Below are 19,934 nucleotides of genomic sequence, written 5' to 3' on the forward strand. Positions count from 1 at the left end.
CGACCGAGACTGAGAGAGGGGGGCGAAGCCGGGGAACGTGAACGTTGTTGGCAAGCCGCCGGGTTAAAGAGGTTCATTGGAAGGGAATCGGAGGGAGAGAGGTCCACATGTACAATGTTTTCGCGAAAAAGAGATGGTGGCTGTCATCCGCCGCGGTCGTGATGGCCGTCGGGGTTCTGTCGGGCTGCGGCGGGAAGAACGAGAATGCCGCATCCGGCCCGTCCGCGGGCGCTTCTTCGTCGCCGGAAGGATCGGCTTCCGCGACGGCCGCCGGAGGGAAGGCGCTGAAGAAGGTCACGTTCGCCTACGCGGGCGGCACCTGCGAAGCGCCGATCTACACGGCGATCGAGAAGGGCTTCTTCAAGGAAGAAGGACTGGACGTCGAGCTGATCCAGCAGGACTTCGAGACGCTCAAGTCCGGCATCGCGTCCGGGAAGGTCGACGGCACGGTCGGCAACTTCGCCTGGTTCAAGCCGATCGAGCAAGGGCTCGACGTGAAGCTGACCGGCGGCCTGCACGCCGGCTGCATCCAGCTCGTGACGCCGAGCGATTCGGGCATTGCGTCGGTCAAGGATCTGAAGGGCAAGACGATCGGCGTCGACGTCATCGGCGGCGGGCCGCAGATCACGCTGTCCATCGCGCTCAAGCAGAACGGCCTCGACCCGCAGGCGGACGTGCAGTGGCGCGCCTATCCGTCGCAGCAGCTGTCCACCGCCGCGGACAAGGGCGAGATCCAGGCGTTCATCGTCTGGGATCCGGCCGCGCAGCAGGCGATCGACGAGAAGAAGTACGTCCGTCTGCTCAGCAACGGGCACGACGAGCCGTTCAAATCCGGCTACTGCTGCTACTCGGTCATCAGCGGCAAGGTGACGGAGGAGGATCCGGAGAAGGCGGCGGCCATCACCCGGGCGCTGCTCAGGGCGGCCGAGTGGGTCGGCAACAATACGCGCGAGACGGCCGAGATCGAGACGAACAAGAAGTACGTGCCGGCCGACGTCGCCACGAACGAAGCGCTCTTGGCCGATTACCATTGGAAGCCGGGCGTGAAGACGGCGGAGGAGAGCGCGAAGTTCTTCATCAAGTATCAGAAGGAGCTGGGCATTCTCGACTCGTCGACGGACGAGAGCGAGCTGCTCGAGCGGGCGTTCTTCAAAGCCATTCCGGACTTCAACGGAAGATAAGCGGTTGAACGCGAACGAAGCGCCAAGGCGGGCTTGCCTTGGGCTTCTTGCTTTTTTTTGGCCGAATATGGCTGTTGACTCCGCGGGACGCCGCTCCTACACTTGATTACCATACGACTAAGTGGATGCTTCTCCCAGATCCGCCTCAAGAGGTGACGCAAGTGTCTTCTCCGGCAACCGAAGCCCGAGGCTCCGCGGCCGCGGCTTCCCTGACCGTCCTGCCCGTGCTGCTGGCGATCAGCTTCGTGCACATGATGAACGATTCGATGCAGGCGGTCGTGCCCGCTCTGTACACCGTGCTGGAGAAGTCGCTCGACCTCTCGTACGCCCAGCTCGGCTGGATCTCGTTCGCGCTCAACATGACGTCCTCCGTCCTGCAGCCCGTCGTGGGGACGTATACCGACCGGACGTCGAAGCCTTATATGCTGCCGTTCGGCATGGGCTTAAGCCTGCTCGGCATGGTCGGCATCGCGCTGGCCCCGTCGTTCTGGGTCGTGCTGATCGCCGTTCTGTTCATCGGCTTCGGCTCGGCGATTTTCCATCCGGAAGGGTCGCGGGTCGTCTACTTCGCGGCGGGCGGGAAGCGCGGCTTCGCCCAGTCCGTGTACCAGGTCGGCGGCAACGCGGGCAGCTCGCTGGCTCCGCTAATGACGCTGTTCGTGTTCGTGCCGCTCGGCCAGATCGGCGCCCTGTGGGGCACGCTGTTCGCGCTGGCCGCCATCGGCGCCTTGCTGTGGGTAGCGCCTTGGTACAAGAGGCAGCTCGCCGATTGGAAGGCGAAGGGCGCCGTCAAGAAGGGCGGCCGGAGCGTCGCTTCTTCGCTGACGCTGAGCCGCGGGCGGGTCGCGATGGCGATGGGCCTGCTCGTGTTTATCGTGTTCGGGCGTTCCTGGTACCATGCGGGGATCGGCAATTATTATCAGTTTTTCCTGATCGAGCATTACGGCCTGACCGCCAAGCAAGCGCAGGTTCCTCTGTTCCTGTTCCTGCTGTCGGGCGTTCTCGGCACTTTCTTCGGGGGCGTTATGGCGGACCGGATCGGGTTGAAAAAAATGATCGTGCTGTCGATCGCGGGCGCCGTCCCGTTCTCGCTGGCGCTTCCGTACCTGCCGCTTGAGTGGGTGTATCCGGTCATCTTCGTGCTCGGCTTTATCCTGCTGTCCGGCTTCTCGGTCGCCGTCGTGTACGCGCAGCACCTGATGCCGACGAAGGTCGGGATGGCGTCCGGGCTGACGACCGGCCTCGCCTTCGGCATGGGCGCTCTCGGCGCCGTCGTGCTCGGGAAGGCCGCCGACGTGTTCGGCATGGTCGACGTCATGCGGAGCATCGCGTTCCTGCCGCTGATCGGGCTGCTGGCGCTGCTGCTGCCTTCCGACCGAAGGAAGGCATAAGGAAGGCATAAGGAAGGCATAAGGAAGGCATAAGGAAGGCATAGGGGAGCGTGCAGGGGAGGCTGGGATGGAGCCATGGCTTCGTCCCGGCCTCTTTGCGCTACCGTGTGCACTCACGGCCGGCAAAGAGCGCAATCCAGTTGCTGTCTTTCGCCTAAATCGCCTCTTTCCCACTCATGTGAGTAATCCAGTTACTCTCATTCGTCCCCACCGCCGCTTTCCCGCTCATGTGAGTAATCCGGTTACTCTCTTTCGCCCCCATCGCCGCTTTCCTGCTCATGTGAGTAATCCAGTTACTCTCTTTCGCTCACATCGCCGCTTTTCCGCCCATGTGAGTAATCCAGTTACTCTCATTCGTCCACATCGCCGCTTTCCTGTTCATGTGAGTAATCCAGTTACTCTCTTTCGTCTTCACCGCCGCTTTCCCGCCCATGTGAGTAATCCATCTTCCGCGCATTCGCCCGGAACCTATGCAGCCGCAGCGACTTTTCCCTTTGTGAATGATTTGGGAATATCCTCGAGGCGCGATTTGAGCTATACTATAAGGAACGACGCGCCGGGAAGCGGCTGCGGGAACGGGGGAGAGTCCGGTGAAGAACGAGAAATGCGGAGGCGCGGCGACGCCGAGATGGTTCGGATACGCTCTGCAGTCGCTTGTCTATCTGGCGCACCATGCCGAGAACGACGTTCGTTGCCCGAGCGGCGAGATCGCGACGAAGGTATGCACGGAAGCCACGCTGATGCGGCGCATCCTCGCCCGTCTGGCCCGAGCCAACATCGTGGAGGCCAGGGAAGGCCGCGACGGAGGTTATTTCCTGCGCAAACCGCCGGAAACGATTACACTGGCGGAAGTGTATCGCGCCCTCGAGATGACGGAGCCGCTGTGCACCGGCCTGATGGATACGGCGAGCGACGGCATGATCGGGATGGAGATCAAGGGCGCCTTCTCCGGAATTATGAAGGAGACCGAGCAGCTCATGATGACGTTGCTGGAGAAGCGGACGGTGGCCGATCTGGTCAAGGAAGTTTACGAGGTAAAAAAGTAAGTAACTGCAATTGACATAGGGGCTTAACTTGTTTTATACTGTGTTCAGTTGCCACACAGTAATTGGCTTCACGCAGGGCTCGCCAGCCAAGGCATGGAAGCGACTGTAACTGTGACAATAATTAGCATAATTACATTCATCAGGAGGAATGAACGACTATGGCTAACGTCCTTTTCGTCAAAGCGAACGGCCGTCCGTCCGACCAAGCCGTCAGCGTAAAGCTGTACGATGCATTCGTGAGCGCGTACCGGGAGAAGAACCCGGGCGACACGATCACGGAATTGAACCTGTTCGAAGAGAACCTGCCTTACTTCGATAACAATATGATGACGGGGCTGTACAAGCTGAACAACGGCATCGAAGCGACGGCCGAAGAGAAGCAAGCCGCCGAGATCGCCAACGGCTACCTGGATCAGTTCCTGGCCGCCGACAAAGTCGTGTTCGCGTTCCCGCTCTGGAACTTCACGATCCCGGCTCAGCTGCTGACCTACCTGTTCTATCTGAACCAAGCGGGCAAGACGTTCAAATACACGGCGGAAGGCCCGGTCGGCCTGGCCGGCGGCAAGAAGGTCGTGCTGCTGAACGCTCGCGGCGGCGTGTACTCCGAAGGCCCGATGGCTTCCTTGGAGATGTCCGTCAACTACGTGCGCAACACGCTGGGCTTCTGGGGAATTACGGACGTGGAGACGGTTATCGTCGAAGGCCACAACCAATTCCAAGACCGCGCCGAGCAAATCATCCAAGCGGGGATCGCCGAAGCGGCCAAGGTCGCTTCCGGATTCTAATCCGCCGCTGAATAGTCATAAGCCCTCGGGAGCGTCCGGCTCCCGAGGGCTTTTTTTGGCTTATGCGATTTACCGGCGGCGGCATGAATCGCGCTCCCGCGCGTTCTAGCTCTCCCAGCCGAGGGTTACGATTTTGTGGCCGCCGACCGGAATCGGCCCCGTCGGCAGAATGTCGCCTTTAGCTTCCAGAATCGTGCTGGCATAGACGGAGCCGCCCGCATCCGAATCGTCGAGCGAGACTTCGAGCGAAGTGCCGTCGCCCGCAAGATTGTACCACCGGGCTACCCAGTCGCCGCGCTCCTCGTTCGCCTTCAAGCTGGAGAAGGCGAGGCCATCTCCCTGCCACTCCAGGAACCGGCGCGCGGGAGGAAGCTCCCCGGCATGCAGGCCGGTCTGCACGACCGTGTTCGGAACGGGGAAGCGGTAGGCTTCCCGGTAAGCGGCGAAGCGGGAAGAGCCGCCGGCGTGCGGAACGATCATCCATTCCGCCTCGTTCGGGCCGAGACACTGCGCTTCGGGCGTCGGGAAGACGCCCCAGTCCCCGAGCTCCCCGACCGAGCGAAGCAGCGTTACCGCGATCGTGTTCCGGCCGTCCTCCAGCACCTCGTACTCGTTCAAGCCGAGCCCGGCCACGGTCAACCCGCGGCCTTCGGTATCGGAGTGGACGTCGACGAAGCTCTGCATGTGCTGGCAGTTGCTCGGATTCTTCCATTCCGGGAACGGACGCGTCGCTCTCTCGGCGACTTCGAAGATGGAATCGGCGAAGTGGGTGTCCGCGCGGACGTCCGTCGGCAGCAGAACCCGAAGCCGGTGGTCGAGGGCGGCATTGTCGAACGTCGCCCGAACCCTCACTCCCCGGCCGGAACGGTCGAGGCTCACCCGCGTCGCGATGACGAGCGGTACGGTGTCGGACGAACGCCCCGCCCGGCGCTCCATGAACGGCACCATCGTCGCGACTTCCCGCGCCAGCCGTTCGTCCGCGCTCTTCGGCACGTCCAGCCGGCGGACGATCTCGATCGTCGCCCGATGCGGAAGGTCCTCGACCAGGCGAACGTCCGCCGGCCGGCCCTTCGTCGTGATCGGCACATCACCCTTAGGCTGGAAAAAAATATATTCGTTGCCGATATCCCCGACGTCCTCGTAGTGGCCCAGATCGGCGTAAACCTGGCCGCTCCGTTTATCCAGCACGGTTAGGCCGCCGTCTTCCGCGACCGTCACCTTCAGGTATTCGTTCTCCAGCGTAGAAGGAGCGCTCGCGAGGGAGGAGCGCGCCGCCGCAATCGGGCTCAACGCCCCATTCGCCTCGACTTCCGCATCTCGGCCCGCATCCGCGCCTCCGCTTACTCCCGCGACTCCCGCATCTCCGCCTGCATCTGCATCCCCGTCTGCTCCCGCAACTTTCGCATCTCCGCCAGCCCCAGCAATTCCCGCCATTCCTGAAACCCCCGCCGCATCCGTCCGAGCCGGAATCCAGGCGAACGTCGCATAGCCCATCGCAGGCAGGTCGGCCGCTTCGAACGCGATCCGCAGGGCGCGCGCCATGTACGGCTGCCGGAATTTATCCTTCGGGAGCTCGTAGCCGAACCGTACGCCGAGGTCCTCCGCGACGGCTTCGACCCGATTCCCTTCCGCGTCGACCAGGTACCCTTCCGCATGGGTCCGCCCGCGCACCTCCTCCGCGATGGCGGTCGGGTCCTCGCTCTGGTTGAAGAAGCGCCTTCCCCATTCGATCTCCGCGCCGACCACGGCCGCTCCGCCATATCCGCTCGTTCCGAAGACGACGAACGGGACGGCCGCCTCCCCGAAGCGACCGAATCCGGTCGTGTCCGCTTGCGCAGCCACCGCCTTCGCGCTCTCCGAGGAGACGGCCTTCGCGACTTCCATGCTCTTGGCGAACCGGGTCTTCATCTCCCGGTACACCTCGTCGACGCTGCAGCCGCAGATGCTGTCGTGCGGGTGATTCTGCATGAGCGTCTTCCACGCGTATTGCAGCAGCGCGTGGGGATAAGGCGCGCCGAGGCGATGGGCGATCGCCGCGAGCGGCTCCGCGACCTTTTCCAACAAAGTTTGGTTCTTCTGGTTGAGCTGCTTGATGTAGACGCGCGCGGAGGCGGTGTTGACGAGGGTGAACCACCCGTCGGTGCGCTGGCCGCGCAGCTCCCCCTTCGCGACGCTAAGCTCGGCGGGAACCGATCCCCGAACGGCGCGGACGTAGTCGTCGAAGTTCGAATGCACGAAGCGGTAATCCGGGTACAGCTCCCTCGCGACGCGCAGAGCCTCCGACAGGTCGGTCTGCACCGGCTGGTGGTCGCAGCCGTTCATAAGCAGCAGGTGCGGCGTCGACGCGTACTTCTCCGCCATCGCGAGCCGATGGTCCCAATAGTCCTTGGCCCGGGCCGGATCGGTCGGGATCTCCATCCCGTTGTTGTACCAGTTGGCGAATAGAATGCCAAGTACCCGGGAGCCGTCCGGCGACTCCCAGATCAGCTCGGAGTAGGGCGATTCGTGGCTGCCCTCTTCCCCGACCCGGTTATTGAAGCCGGTCGCCTTGACGCCCCGGCCGAACACGGCGGTGCCGATGCCGGCTTGCGCGAGAAGCTGCGCCGCCTGTCCCATGTTCCCGAACGAGTCCGGGAAGTAGCCGAGCTTCGAGACGGGGCCGAAGCCCGCCGCGTCGCGGTGCCCGATCTGCAGGTTCCGGACGTTGGCCTCGCCGCTCGTCAGGAACTCGTCCTGCAGCACGTACCAAGGTCCGGCCGACAGCTTGCCTTCCGCGCACAGGCGCTTCAGCAGCTCTCTTTTGTCCGGATAGATCTGCAAGTAGTCCTCGAGCACGATCGTCTGGCCGTCCAGATAGAAGCTGCGGAACTCCGGATCTTCGTCGAACGTGCGAAGAAGCGTGTCCATCGTCTCGATCAGCTTGACGCGATGCGCCTCGTAAGGCATGTACCATTCCCGGTCCCAGTGAGTGTGGGAGATGACGTGCACGGTTCGAAGCGGCTTGGATTGGCTCATGAAGATCCCCCGTTCTCGGCGATAGATTGTCGATACGATTCATAGTAAAGGGAAGGAGCGGCCCGGGACAGGAGCGAATAACAAACTTTGCCGGGCATTCTTAGCGTATTCGCCGGAGGTCCGAACCAGAAGGAGATTGGAATCCCCCATAAGAAGCCAAGAATGACGCATTGCGCTCCGGCGTCTCTAACGATATGATTTTCTAGCTGAAGGTCGTCCTTTGTCTATACGTCGCGGAGAAGGGGAAGGGGAGGACGCATGCTGGTTCTGATCGTCGACGACGAGATGGAGATTCGGGAAGGACTGCGCGCGAATTTTCCTTGGCGGGAGTACGGCATCGACGAAGCGATCGCCGCCGACGACGGGGACACGGCGCTCGCCGTCGCCCGGGAGAGGAACCCGGACCTGATCGTGACCGATATCCGGATGAAGCGGATGTCCGGGCTGGAGCTGCTCGAGACGTTGGCGTCCGAACGCCCCGAAGGGTGGAAGTCGATCGTGGTCAGCGGATACGACGACTTCGGGATGGTCCGCCAGGCGATGAAGCTCGGCGCGATGGACTACATTCTCAAGCCGATCCATACGGCGGAGCTCGGGGAGATCGTGCGGAGAATGATCGACCAGCTGCGGAAGGAGAAGATGGACCGGGACAACCGGAACCAGATGAGAAGCCATCTGCAGAGCGCTCTTCCGAAGATGCGGGACGAGGTGATGCGCGAGCTGATCGAAGTGCCGTACAATCCGTACCGGGAGACGCGGATCGCGCACCGGCTGCGCACGCTCCAGCTCGAATGGGTCATGGAATCGAAGCTCGCGGCGATGCTGATCGAGGTGGACGATCTGAAGTCGATCGAGAACCGGGGCGGCTCGCGGATGGAGAAGGAGCTGATCCTGTTCGGGATCGGCAACGTCGTGAAGCAGACGCTGGAGGAGGAGTGCCGGCTGAAGTCGGTGCTGTACCCCGATTCGCACAACCGCTGGGTCGCCGTGCTCGAATGCCCGGACGCCGATCGGCTTGAATCTTATAAAGAATTAGGGACGCTGTGCGTTCAGCGCGTCAATCGATACGTCAAAGTGAACGTCACCGTCGCTCTCTGCTCGCAGGCCGAGCCGGCGAGCCGGCTGCACGCGCTGTACGCCGAGACGGAGGACGTTCTGGAGCATAAAGCGGTGTACGGCGGCAACCGGCTGCTCACGGGCCACGGCTGGGAGAACGAGAAGGAGCAGGGGAACCCGTCGATCCAGCAGCCGGAGGAGGCGCTCGACCTCGTTCGCTACGGGACGGACGAGGACATCCGGGCGGCGATGGAGCGGTTCGTCGAGATGGTCCAGGGATGGGGGATCGCCGCCATCCGGGACATCCAGCAGCGGATCTTCGAATGGCTGCTCGACCTGTTCAAGAAGGCGGCCGCCGTCGGGTGGACGGACCGGAGCTGGGAGCGCAACCCGATGCTCGTCTGGGAGAGGCTCGAACAGTACGATACGCTAGAGTCGCTGCGCGACCAGACCGAGCAGTTCCTGCTGGCGATGGCGGCCGACTTCCGGACGCACGCGACGGCGCCGGGCCAGATTATCCAGGAAGCCGACCGGATCATTCGCCGGCGCTACTCGGAGAGCCTGACGCTGCCGAGCGTCGCCGCCGAGGTCCACGTGACCCCGGTATGGCTGAGCAAGCTGTTCAAGAAGGAGCTGCGCAAGACGTTCCTCGAGTATCTGACCGACATCCGGATGGAGAAGGCGAAGAAGATGCTGGCCGACGTCCAATACAAAATTTACGAGGTGTCCGCGCAGGTGGGCTACAAGGATCCCGTTCACTTCACGAAGCTGTTCAAAAAGCAGACGGGGCTCACCCCCAAAGAATACCGCAGGCTGCAGGGGATCGCCGATGAATAGGCGCCTCTCCTTCCGCCTGGCGTCGTCGTTCCGGAACCGGATGATTCTGATCTTCTTCATGATCATAATCGTCCCTTTTTTATTGTTCGCCTATTATTCGCACGTCAAGGCGATCGAAGGCATCTCGAACGCGAACGTGTCCATGACGACGAACTACCTGCTTCAGGCGCGCAAAAGCTTCGAAATCTACCTGAGCGCCCTGAACGACCAGGTGAACGGCCTGATCGGCAACCAGCAGCTGCAGGATTACCTGGAGAAGGAGCCCGCCGATTCCGCCGAGGAGGACGCGTTCACGGTCAATCTGCTCAGTCTTCTCTATCAGAAAACGTCCTCGATCGACGCCTTCCGCGTGCGCGTCTATCCGATCGATCCGTCCAAGTATCCGGACTACATGAGCACGATCGGCGAACCCGCGTCGGTCGCGAACGAGGAGTGGTTCCGCCAGTCGGCGTCGACCGTCAGCCCGACGTGGCACCTGTCCCTTCCGCGGAAGGGGAAGCTGTACCGCCCGGTACTGACGTACATCAAGCGCTTCTCGGGACTGTACGATCAGATTCCGCGCGGCATCGTCGCCACCGATCTGACGGAGGACCAGCTCAAGCGGTACTTGTCGCCGGTCGGGCAGGAGACGGGGCAGCGGCTGCTTCTGCTGACGGGCGAAGGGACGGTGCTGTACGATTCCCTCGAGAGCCGGTGGACCGGCAGCGAGTTCCCTTCCGGGAAGTTCATGGAGGAGCTGAGCATTCGGAAAATGGGCTCTCGGAACGTCGCGATGGACGGAACCGATTATTTGGCCACGTACGTCCGGATGGACAGCCAGCCGTGGACGATCGTCAGCCTCGCTCCCTTGCGGGAGCTGACCGGCTCGATCCGGGAGATCAACCGGGTTCTCGTTTTTTTCCTGATCGTGTATTCGGTGTGCTGCATCGGCGTCGTGCTCTACATTACCGCCTTCTACACCCAGCCGATCGCGCGCCTCGTCCGGTACATGAGGAAGCTGGAGACCGGGTTCCGCCAATCGATTCCGTCTTCCTCCCGCCAGGACGAGGTGGGCTGGCTCTATCGCGGGTTCGGGAGCCTCATCCGCCAGGTGGAGAGCCTCGTCGAGGAGACGTCTCGGGCGGAGCGGCGGAAGAAGGAGCTGGAGTTCCAGGTGCTCAGCCATCAGATCAACCCGCACTTCCTGTACAACACGCTGGAATCGATCCGCTGGAAGGCGGAGAAGCACGGCGGCGGCGAGATCGGCGAGATGGTGTCGGCGCTCGGCAACCTGCTGCGGCTCAGCCTGAACCAGGGCAAGGAGATCACCACCCTCGGCCGCGAGATCGAGCAGGTGAAGGCGTACGTGCAGATCGAACAGGCCCGCATGGGGCGGACGATCCGGATCCTCTATTCGCTGGAAGAGGAGCTCAAGGACTTGCCGTTCATGAGGCTGCTGCTGCAGCCGCTCGTGGAGAACGCGATCCAGCACGGCATCGGCGACAACTTCGAGAACGGGAAGATTCTGGTCACCGCTCGGCGGGAGGGCGGCGATATCGTCATCGACCTCATCGACAACGGCTGCGGCATTCCGCCGGAGGCGCTGGAGAAGCTGAAGCTGGACGAGGAGGAGCAGGGGAAGTTCGCCGACGGGACGAAGGGAGTCGGGCTTCGCAACGTTAACGCGAGGCTGAAGCTGTATTTCGGGGAGCCGTACCGGCTCCGCATCGAGACGGGACCCGGCCAGGGGACCCGGATCACGCTGCGCCACCCCGTGCTGACCGAAGAAGAAGGGAGAGGAAGCCGCCCCGGCTGAGGGCGGCTTCTTGGCGCTTGCGGCGGCTCGGCCCCGGGCAACAGGCTAATACGAACCTGCAAAGGATAAGATTCGCTCATGGAAGCGGCCGGGGTCCGACCGTATCATTAGGTTATCACACGAGAGAGAAAGGGAAATGGCCCATGAAACCGAACGGCGTGGTCCGGGAACTCGCGCGCAACTACCAGCTTCTCATCATGTTTCTTCCCGTCGCGGCTCTGCTCTTCCTGTTCTGCTACTTGCCCTTGTCCGGCCTCGTCATTCCGTTCAAGGACTTCGACTTCAGCAAGGGCATCTTCGGGAGCGACTGGATGGACCCGCTGCTGAACAACTTCGACTACCTGCTCTCGTCCGACGTCGCGTACCGGGCGATCCGCAACACGGTGCTGCTGAACGCGCTGTTCATCGCCGTCGGCCTCGTGTTCGAAGTCGGGTTCGCGTTGATCCTGAACGAGCTGAGGAACAAGTTTTTCAAACGAGTGACGCAATCGCTTACATTCCTGCCGTTCTTCATCTCCTGGATCGTCGTCGGCGTCTTCACCTACAACCTGCTCAACTTCGAGAACGGGGCGGTGAACCGGTTCCTGGAGTGGCTCGGCCTCGAGTCGGTCGACTTCTACAGCAAGGCGAGCTGGTGGCCGGTCATCCTGACGATCGCGCTCCGCTGGAAAATGACCGGCTACGGCACGATCGTCTACCTGGCGGCTCTCACCTCGATCGACAACTCCTACTACGAGGCGGCCTCCATCGACGGGGCGTCGAGGTGGCAGCAGATCCGCTACGTCAGCCTGCCGATGCTGAAGCCGACGATCATGATTCTGACGCTGCTCGCCATCGGGCGGATCATGAACGCGGACTTCGGAATGTTCTACGCGATGGTCGGAGACGCGACGCTGCTGTTCCCGACGACGGACGTCATCGACACGCTCGTCTACCGAAGCCTGCGCAAGTCGGGCGACATCGGGATGGCTTCCGCGGCCGGCTTCCTGCAGTCGATCGTCGCGTTCGCGCTCGTGCTCGCCAGCAACTACGCCGCGCGCCGGTTCGATCGGGATTCCGCCATTTTCTAAGGTAGTTGGTGATAAGAGGCAGCCGTGGAGCGAATCGTTCTTCCGATCGCTGTTGCCCTCGGATTCCTAGGATTGATCACCCCATAAATGGTTGGAATCCGAGGGCAAAGGCGACCACTCCGTTTCTCCAGAACGATTTCGCTTTTTCCGCCAAACCTTTCACCAAAGAACCAATTCAATGCCTAACGTTCCAATTCACCCCCACAAAGGAGGCCGCCGCCGATGGTCGCCCGCAACCGCTTTTCGATCAGCCAGACCGTCCTCGTCATCGTCGTCACTCTCTTCAGCCTGGCGTGCCTGTTCCCGTTCCTGATGGTCATCGCGGGCTCTCTCAGCACGGAGAACGACATCGTCAACTACGGCTACACCTTGATACCGAAGCACATCACGTTCGACTCGTACCGCATCCTGCTGCTCGGCTCCAACCGGATCGTCGACGCCTACGGCATCAGCATTCTCGTGACGGTCGTCGGAACGGCGCTGTCTATTATCGTCAACGGGATGGGCGGCTACGTCATGGCGAGACGGTCGTTCAGGTACCGCAACGTGCTCTCCATCTACGTCATCATCACGATGCTGTTCAGCGGCGGGCTCGTCCCGTGGTACATCATCTGCGTCCGCTACCTCGACCTGAAGGACACCCTGTGGGCGATGATTCTTCCTCCGCTCGCGAACGCGTTCAACATGTTCCTGATCCGCAACTTCATGCAGGGAATCCCGGAAGACTTGTACGAATCGGCGAAAATGGACGGGGCCAGCGAATACCGGATTTTCTTCCGGCTGATCGTTCCGCTCTCGGTGCCCGTGCTCGCCACGGTCGGCCTGTTCGTCGCCCTGGGCTACTGGAACGACTGGTTCCTCGGGCTCATGTTCATCGACAAGCAGGAGCTGCAGCCGCTTCAGCTGCTGCTGCGGACGCTCGTCTCCAACGTCGAGTTCCTCAAGAGCTCCAGCAACGCGGCGGCGATGCGGCAGATCTCGGCGACGATTCCGTCCGAGTCGATCAAGATGGCGCTCACCGTCATCACGATCGGGCCGATCGTGTTCCTGTACCCGTTCGTGCAGCGCTACTTCGTGAAGGGACTCATGGTCGGGGCGGTCAAGGGCTGACCCGACGGCACAGTTGGCTATAACGGCATCCAAGCCGTATAGTATAAATCACATTTTCCAGGGGAGAGGTTCAGATGCACAAAGGGAAAAGCCGAGCGGCCCTGCTCTTGTCCGCCGTCGCGCTGTTCGGCCTGCTGGCCGGCTGCAGCGGGGGGAACAAAGGCGGCAACAACGGCGGTAACGGCGCGGCCCGCCCGCCCGCTTCTTCGCCGAGCGCCTCGGGCGGTTCGTCCGAGAGCTCCGGGAAGCCGGAGGAGGAAGTCACGCTCAAGTTCTACTTCGGCGGCGACAAGAAGGCGGCCACCGACGAAGTCTGGTCCGCGGTCAGCGACTACGTCAAGCAGAAGGGCCTCAACGTCAAGTTCGACATCAACTTCATTCCGTTCAACGACTTCAAGGACAAGATGCTCGTCATGGCCGCTTCCGGCGACAACTGGGACATGAACTTCGACGGCGATTGGCTGTCCTACAAGCAGATGGCCGCGAAGGGCTCCTACATGGCGCTGAACGACCTGCTGCCCAAGTTCGCCCCGAACCTGTACAAGAAGTACGAGGAGCAGGGAACGCTGTCCGCCGCGACGGTGAACGGCCAGATCGTCGGCCTGCCGTGGACCATGAAGATGAACCAGCGCCAATTCGCGACGTGGCGCTCCGATCTCGCCGACAAGGCGGGCATCAAGGTCGCTCCGGATTCGGTCAAGACGATCGAGGACGTCGACAACCTGCTGCGCCAGCTGAGGCAGGCGTATCCGAACGAGAAGCTGAACCGGGCCGGTCCTCTGTCGATCTACATGATCCGCGACGAATGGGTCGACCTGAACTTCCACGGCCTCGGCTTCTACTTGAACGATCCGAAGATTACGATTCAGCCGGTCGAGCAGCAGCCGTTCTACAAGGAATCCGCCGTCAAGGCCAAGCAGTGGTACGACGAGAAGCTGATCAACCGCGACGCGATGATCGACAAGACCGACGGCGCGGCCGAATGGCGCAACGGCAAGACGGTGTTCACGCTGACGTCCCACGAATGGGTGAACGCCGACCCGGGCTTCTCGGATCCGTCGTTCAAGCTGCAAGCTTCCTTGCTGTATCCGGACAAAAAACAAGTGAACCGCACGCCGCTCGCCAACGTCGTGGCGATCAACCGCAACTCCAAATATCCGGACCGCGTGCTGCGCTTCCTCGACATGATCGAGACGGACCGCGCGCTGTACGATCTCGTGCAGTACGGCATCGAAGGCAAGACGTACAAGCTGGACGGCGAGACGGCCGTCTACCCGGACGGAATGGACACGACGACGAGCAACTACATGGAGTGGGGCGGCCAATGGGCGTTCTGGAAGCCGCAGTTCATGCGCCCGACGAGCACGTACCCGAAGGACTTCTGGCTGCGCGAAGCGGAGTTCGCGAACGAACCGATGAACGTCAACTCCCCGCTCGACGGCCTGTTCATCGCCGAAGACGCGATGAAGAACGAGCTGGCCAAGCGCGACCAGACCTCGGAGGAGTTCAGCCGGCCGATCGAGTTCGGCAACGTCAAGGACGTGGATAAGGCCGTGGCCGACTACATCGAGAAGCAGAAGAAGAACGGCCTCGACAAGATCATCGCGGAGACGCAGAAGCAGATCGACGACTACCTCGCCTCCCAGCAAAAATAAGACGACCCGCAAGAGGGAAGCCTCTCCTAGCATTCTATAGCCGTCTATAGCATGAGGAGGACGGCTTCCCTTGCCTTTATTGAATCCAAACCGAACCGATGCAAAGGAGGAACGATCGTGACCGACAACCGAATATTCCGCCCCGTTCGTACGTTCGTCTCTTGTACGCTCGCTTTGCTGTTGCTTCTGGGAGGGACTCCATGGGGACCGTCGGGTCCGGGGACGGCTTCCGCGGCAGATGAATCCGACAGCGTTAGCATCGCTCTCGGACCCGATCCCGCCGAGAACGGGATCACGGCCCGGGCGGGCGACAATCCCGACGGCCTGACGACCGGGACGCTGGACGGCAAGGGCTATTGGCAGACGAACCGCGCGGCGCCCGGCGGCCGGACGCTGTACCTGTACATGAACGTGGACGACGGCTTCCTGTACGACAACAAGGACAACGACGTCTACGTCACGGTCGAATACCTGGATCGGGGAAGCGGCAGCTTCGTGCTCCAGTACGACGCCTTGTCGGCTCCGTTCAAGGACGGTCCTCTGTTCAACTACAAGAATAGCGGCCTGTGGAAAACGAAGACGTTCAAGCTCTCCGACGCGAAGTTCGCGAACGGGACGAACGGCTCCGACTTCCGGATCGGCATCAGCGGGGGCGGCAACCCCGACGACAACCCGGATCTCGCCGTCGCTTCGGTCGCGGTGAAGAAGGTCAAGCGCTCGGCCTCCTCCTCCCAGGCGAAGGCGTACGACACCGTCTATCCGACGGACGACGTCGTCGTCGCGGACTATAGCGTGGCGGACTTCGGGGCGAAGGGGGACGGCGTCGCGGACGACACGCAGGCGTTCCAGGATGCGCTCGACGCGGCGAGGAGCAACGGCGGCGGGGTCGTGTTCGCGCCCTCCGGCACGTACCGGATCGACGGGACGCTGCTCGTTCCGACCGGAGTGACGCTGCGCGGCGACTGGGCGAATCCGGACGCGAACGCGGGCGTGGTCAAGGGGACCGTGCTGGCGGCATACGCGGGCCGAGGCAGCGAAGACGGAACGAGCTTCATTCAGCTCGAGCCGGTCAGCGGCGTGACGAATCTGTCGATCTGGTACCCGGAGCAGTCCGCCGCCGATCCCGTTCCTTACCCGTGGACGATCGAACAGCTGTCCGGCGACAGCGCGACGATGAAGAACCTGACGCTCGTCAATCCGTACAACGGCATCAAGATCGGGCCCGTCTGGAACGAGCTTCATTACGTGAAGAACGTGTACGGGACGGCGCTCCATACGGGCATCTTCCTCGACTTCACGACCGACATCGGCCGGATCGAAGGCGTCCGCCTGTCGCCGGCGTACTGGTCGGCCTCCGGTCTCCCGGGCGCTCCCGGCGAAGCGGCGCTGCGAGGCTATATGACGACCCATGCGGAAGGCATCGTCATGGGGCGGTCCGACTGGGAGTACATGTCGGACATCCGGATCTCGGGCTTCAAGACCGGGATGAGAGTGACGACGAGAACCGGCTCGCTGGAGACGGCGAACGCGCAGCTGTACAAGATTCGGATCGAGGATTGCAACGTGGCGCTGAAGATCGAAGGCGTCAACGACTACGGCCTGCTCGTTACGGACAGCCGGTTCGAGGCGAGCGTCGGAGATTCCCCGAAGGCGATCTACGCGACCGAGGGCTTCCATTCGATCGTCCAGTTCAACACGGTGACGGTCGGCGGCAGTCCGTCCAGCGCGGTCGTGAGCGAGGGCAGCGGGGTTCTGTCGTTCGAGAACAGCTCGTTCGAGAACTGGAACGACGGGGCCGGCGGCTACGCCATCGAGCTGAAGGGCGGCTCGCTCATTCTCGGCCAATCGGAATTCGCGAAGCCGGGCCGGCATGTGCGCCTGACGGGAGCGGTGCAGACAGTGAACGCCGTCAATTCCGGGCGCGACGGCACGCTTGACGTCGCGAACGAGAGCGCGGGGGCCGAGGTGAACGTCACGCAGGACGCGCGGTACGCGCTGGAGACGCTGCCGGCAGTCGCGAGCACGGACGCCGCGGAGCGGCCGAAGCCGGCGACCCGCCAGCTGTTCGACGCGACGGCGGCTCCCTATCGCGCCGACAGGAACGGCGGCGCGGACGCGTCTTCGGCGATCCAGCAGGCGCTCGACGCGGCCGGGGCGGCCGGCGGAGGCACGGTGTACCTTCCGGCGGGCGTCTATCGCGTCGATTCGCCGCTGACGGTGCCGAGCGGCGTGGAGCTGCGAGGCTCCTGGGACGTGCCGCACCATACGGTCGGGGGAGGGAGCGTGCTTTTCACCCGGTACGGGGAGAATCCGGGAGCGGGCACTCCCGCGCTGATCTCGCTGGAGGCGAAGGCGGGCGTCCGCGGCTTGTCGGTCTATTACGACGAGCAGGACTGGAACGCCGTCAAGCCCTATGCGTGGACGATCCGGGGCAAGGGCGAAGGGGTCTACGCGATCGATACGACGCTCATCAACTCGTACCAGGGCCTCGACTTCGGCACGTACGACACGAGCGGCCACTATATCGATTACGTCGCGGGCTCCCCGTTGAAGGAGGGCATCTTCGTAGGAGGCGGCTCGGAGGGCGGCATCGTGCGCAACGTCCAATTCAACCCGCACTATTACGGACGGAACAATTATCCGAACCATCCGTCCACGGACGCCGACTTCGACAAGGTGTGGAGCTACCAGAAGGAGAACCTGGACGCGTTCCGGGTCGGGGACGCGAAGGGAGAGATGATTTTCAACACGTTCGTCTACGGTTCGGAATACGGCATCCACTTCGTTCCCGAGAGCTCGGGGGGACCGGAAGCCGTCGTCATCGGCCACGGAACGGACGGCAGCAAGAAGGGCGTCTATCTCGAAGGAGCGGGCGAAGGCGGCCTGTCGTTCGTCAACACCGAGCTCGTGTCGATGAGCACGACGGACAAAGTGTACATCACGCTCGAGGACGGCTTCGATTCGGTTGCCCGATTCTTCAACACGTCGATGTGGGGCGATACGACGAGGTCGATCGACATCAAGTCCGGCACGGCGAGAATCCAGCAGAGCAACTTCACGACCGTCGGGGAGAAGGGGATCAACGCGCTGGGAGGCGACATTACCCTCTACGACTCCTACTTCCAGCAGCCCCGGACGACGCATGTGTACGCCGGCCCGGGCATCGACAGGCTGGTCGTGACCAACAACCTGTTCAAAGGCGGCCTGCAGCTCGCGAACGAGGCCGGAACGAAGGTAAGCGGAACGAACCTCGTTCCCGTATCGCTGCGGCTGACGCGGACCGCGCCCGATCCGGCGCATCCGGAGCGGGCGAACGCGAAGCTGACGCTAGCCAATGAGGCGTCGGAGTCCCCGGTCGGCGGCAAGATCGAGCTGATGCAGCCTTCCGGGTATGCGGGCAAGTTCGTGCCGGTTCGCTTCGCCAAGCTGGCGCTCGGGGCGAGCGTCGCGATCGACTTGCCTTATCTGGCGAGCGATTCCCTCAAGTATAAGGTGACGCTGGACGACGGACGCGAGTATGTGGCCGCCGTGAAGCTGGGGCAGTCGTTCGCCGGCCGCGCGGCGGCCGGGGGCGGCGGGCCGCGAGCCGGCGGAGGTCCGGTCGGAGGAGGGAAACCCGGAGAAGATGCGAGACCCGGAGGGGCGTCGGACTTCCCCGCCATCCAAGTGGCTTCTCCCGACCAATATGCGGGCGGCGCTTGGAAGGGGCCGGACGATCTGAGCGCGACGGCGGCCGTGTCTTGGGACGAGAAGAAGCTGTACGTGAAGGTGGACGTGCGGGACGACAAGCAATCCCAGACGTTCAAAGGCGTCGATATCTGGCAGGGAGACAGCATCCAGCTCGGCATCGACTTGTCGCGCAAGGATGGGGCGGCCAGCCGGAACGTCAGCGAGCTCGGATTCGCCTTGAACGACGACGGGACGATCTCCAAGTGGCGCTGGAGAGCGCCGGAAGGGCTGCCGACCGGCGATCTGGGCGACGCCGTCTCGGCGACGATCGCGCGGGACGCCCGAGCGGGCGTGACGCGATATGACATCGCGATTCCGCTGTCGGCTCTGCACGGAGCGGGTTATGGATTCGATCCGTCGGCTCCGCTCGGCTTCTCGCTGCTGATGAACGAGAACGACGGCAGCGGGCGCGCCGGCTTCATGGAGTACAACCAGGGGATCGGCACGAGCAAGGACTTCACGCTGTACGGCGACCTGTATTTGATCCGCGGCAAATTCGCCGATTGGACGGTGCCTTCCGCCGAAGCGGCGGTCGCCAAGGCGAAGAAGAGCAGGGACCTGACCTCGATCGACGCCGCGCGCAACTTCGTCGCCCTGCTCCCGGACGGCGGCAAGAAGACCGCGCTTACGGCGCAGCTTAACGCCCTCGAGAAGCGGCCGCCGCGGCCGTAGCGAAGAAGTCGCCGGGGATGGCGCGATAGCAAAAGAGAGGCCGGCCCGACATTCCGTCGGGTCGGCTCTTTATGTTGAATTATCCCCTCTTGCGTTTGGACGCGTTCGCCCGGACGCGCGACAGTTGCTCGCGAAAATCGTGCAAGTCCTTGATTTTCCTCGCGATATCCTCGATGCGGGAGCTGGCGATTTCATGCATCTCGACGAAGGAATCGAATTCCTTCGTCTTTCTTCGTTCCTTCCATTCGTCTCTCAATTTGCCAAGGCGGTCAATCTCCATTAGTAACGATTCCATAATCGCGTCGAATCGATCGCTCGTCCAAATCCATTGCAGCAGATGGCGTTCATACTCGTTGACTCTCAGGGGCGTGCGGTCGGCGGATTTGGGCAACGGTTTAAGAGGGTTCATGGCGGATAGCTCCCTTTCGTTACGAAAGTGATTAATTTGTATCAGTATCGGATTTTTTAGATCCATTTTGAATCTGTTTTGTAACGAAATTTTGAACTAAAAGTAGCTTTTTATTCTGGCTGCTTTTAGGGGGTTATACAATGAGGGATGCGATTCGCAAGCTGCTGGTCGCCTTCGTCTTGC

General features: G+C 62.3%; 12 protein-coding genes. 10 read left to right on the forward strand and 2 right to left on the reverse strand.

Going from position 1 to position 19,934, the window contains the following annotated elements:
* Window positions 1–107: 107 nt before the first annotated feature.
* From H7B90_RS29370 to H7B90_RS29385, 4 genes are all read left to right on the forward strand, one after another.
* Complete coding sequence (locus H7B90_RS29370) at window positions 108–1,181, forward strand: ABC transporter substrate-binding protein (RefSeq protein WP_185139460.1); 1,074 nt, start codon at window positions 108–110, stop codon at window positions 1,179–1,181.
* A gap of 161 nt (window positions 1,182–1,342) precedes the next feature.
* Complete coding sequence (locus H7B90_RS29375; protein ID WP_246578637.1) at window positions 1,343–2,572, forward strand: MFS transporter; 1,230 nt, start codon at window positions 1,343–1,345, stop codon at window positions 2,570–2,572.
* Window positions 2,573–3,162: 590 nt separating this feature from the next.
* Window positions 3,163–3,618, forward strand: a complete 456-nt coding sequence (locus H7B90_RS29380; protein ID WP_185139462.1) for an RrF2 family transcriptional regulator — start codon at window positions 3,163–3,165, stop codon at window positions 3,616–3,618.
* Window positions 3,619–3,776: 158 nt separating this feature from the next.
* Entirely contained in the window at window positions 3,777–4,403 is a 627-nt protein-coding gene (locus tag H7B90_RS29385; RefSeq protein ID WP_185139463.1) for an FMN-dependent NADH-azoreductase, read from the forward strand.
* A 105-nt stretch (window positions 4,404–4,508) separates the two neighbouring features.
* On the opposite strand, the gene H7B90_RS33260 is transcribed toward H7B90_RS29385, so the two are convergent.
* A complete protein-coding gene (locus tag H7B90_RS33260; RefSeq protein WP_246578636.1) occupies window positions 4,509–7,418 on the reverse strand; it encodes an alpha-mannosidase in 2,910 nt (969 codons plus the stop codon).
* 258 nt (window positions 7,419–7,676) lie between these two features.
* On the opposite strand from H7B90_RS33260, the gene H7B90_RS29395 reads away from it, so the two are divergent.
* From H7B90_RS29395 to H7B90_RS29420, 6 genes are all read left to right on the forward strand, one after another.
* Complete coding sequence (locus H7B90_RS29395; protein ID WP_185139464.1) at window positions 7,677–9,311, forward strand: response regulator; 1,635 nt, start codon at window positions 7,677–7,679, stop codon at window positions 9,309–9,311.
* Window positions 9,304–11,106, forward strand: coding sequence for a cache domain-containing sensor histidine kinase (locus tag H7B90_RS29400; protein ID WP_185139465.1), 1,803 nt, complete (start codon window positions 9,304–9,306; stop codon window positions 11,104–11,106). The genes H7B90_RS29395 and H7B90_RS29400 overlap by 8 nt, the downstream gene beginning before the upstream one ends.
* A 143-nt stretch (window positions 11,107–11,249) precedes the next feature.
* Complete coding sequence (locus tag H7B90_RS29405; protein WP_185139466.1) at window positions 11,250–12,176, forward strand: ABC transporter permease; 927 nt, start codon at window positions 11,250–11,252, stop codon at window positions 12,174–12,176.
* 222 nt (window positions 12,177–12,398) lie between these two features.
* On the forward strand, window positions 12,399–13,286 hold the full coding sequence (locus H7B90_RS29410; RefSeq protein ID WP_185139467.1) for a carbohydrate ABC transporter permease: 888 nt from the start codon (window positions 12,399–12,401) through the stop codon (window positions 13,284–13,286).
* A 74-nt stretch (window positions 13,287–13,360) separates the two neighbouring features.
* Window positions 13,361–14,941: a DUF3502 domain-containing protein gene (locus H7B90_RS29415; protein WP_185139468.1), complete on the forward strand. Its 1,581-nt coding sequence runs from the start codon at window positions 13,361–13,363 to the stop codon at window positions 14,939–14,941.
* A 117-nt stretch (window positions 14,942–15,058) separates the two neighbouring features.
* On the forward strand, window positions 15,059–19,342 hold the full coding sequence (locus H7B90_RS29420; protein WP_311772834.1) for a glycosyl hydrolase family 28-related protein: 4,284 nt from the start codon (window positions 15,059–15,061) through the stop codon (window positions 19,340–19,342).
* Between the two features lie 79 nt (window positions 19,343–19,421).
* Here H7B90_RS29420 and H7B90_RS29425 read toward each other — a convergent pair whose 3' ends face one another.
* Window positions 19,422–19,751 carry a hypothetical protein gene (locus tag H7B90_RS29425; protein ID WP_185139470.1) on the reverse strand — a complete coding sequence of 110 codons (330 nt, stop codon included), beginning with the start codon at window positions 19,749–19,751 and terminating at the stop codon, window positions 19,422–19,424.
* Window positions 19,752–19,934 lie beyond the last annotated feature (183 nt).

Source organism: Cohnella xylanilytica (assembly GCF_014212175.1).
In the GTDB taxonomy this organism is placed as follows: domain Bacteria; phylum Bacillota; class Bacilli; order Paenibacillales; family Paenibacillaceae; genus Cohnella; species Cohnella xylanilytica.

What these genes read in the sequence shown, in the direction of transcription:
- H7B90_RS29370 (WP_185139460.1), top strand. Translation starts at nt 108, where the DNA reads ATGTACAATGTTTTCGCGAAAAAGAGATGGTGGCTGTCATCCGCCGCG.
- H7B90_RS29385 (WP_185139463.1), top strand. Translation starts at nt 3,777, where the DNA reads ATGGCTAACGTCCTTTTCGTCAAAGCGAACGGCCGTCCGTCCGACCAA.
- H7B90_RS33260 (WP_246578636.1), bottom strand. Translation starts at nt 7,418, where the DNA reads ATGAGCCAATCCAAGCCGCTTCGAACCGTGCACGTCATCTCCCACACT.
- H7B90_RS29415 (WP_185139468.1), top strand. Translation starts at nt 13,361, where the DNA reads ATGCACAAAGGGAAAAGCCGAGCGGCCCTGCTCTTGTCCGCCGTCGCG.
- H7B90_RS29405 (WP_185139466.1), top strand. Translation starts at nt 11,250, where the DNA reads ATGAAACCGAACGGCGTGGTCCGGGAACTCGCGCGCAACTACCAGCTT.
- H7B90_RS29395 (WP_185139464.1), top strand. Translation starts at nt 7,677, where the DNA reads ATGCTGGTTCTGATCGTCGACGACGAGATGGAGATTCGGGAAGGACTG.
- H7B90_RS29410 (WP_185139467.1), top strand. Translation starts at nt 12,399, where the DNA reads ATGGTCGCCCGCAACCGCTTTTCGATCAGCCAGACCGTCCTCGTCATC.
- H7B90_RS29425 (WP_185139470.1), bottom strand. Translation starts at nt 19,751, where the DNA reads ATGAACCCTCTTAAACCGTTGCCCAAATCCGCCGACCGCACGCCCCTG.
- H7B90_RS29400 (WP_185139465.1), top strand. Translation starts at nt 9,304, where the DNA reads ATGAATAGGCGCCTCTCCTTCCGCCTGGCGTCGTCGTTCCGGAACCGG.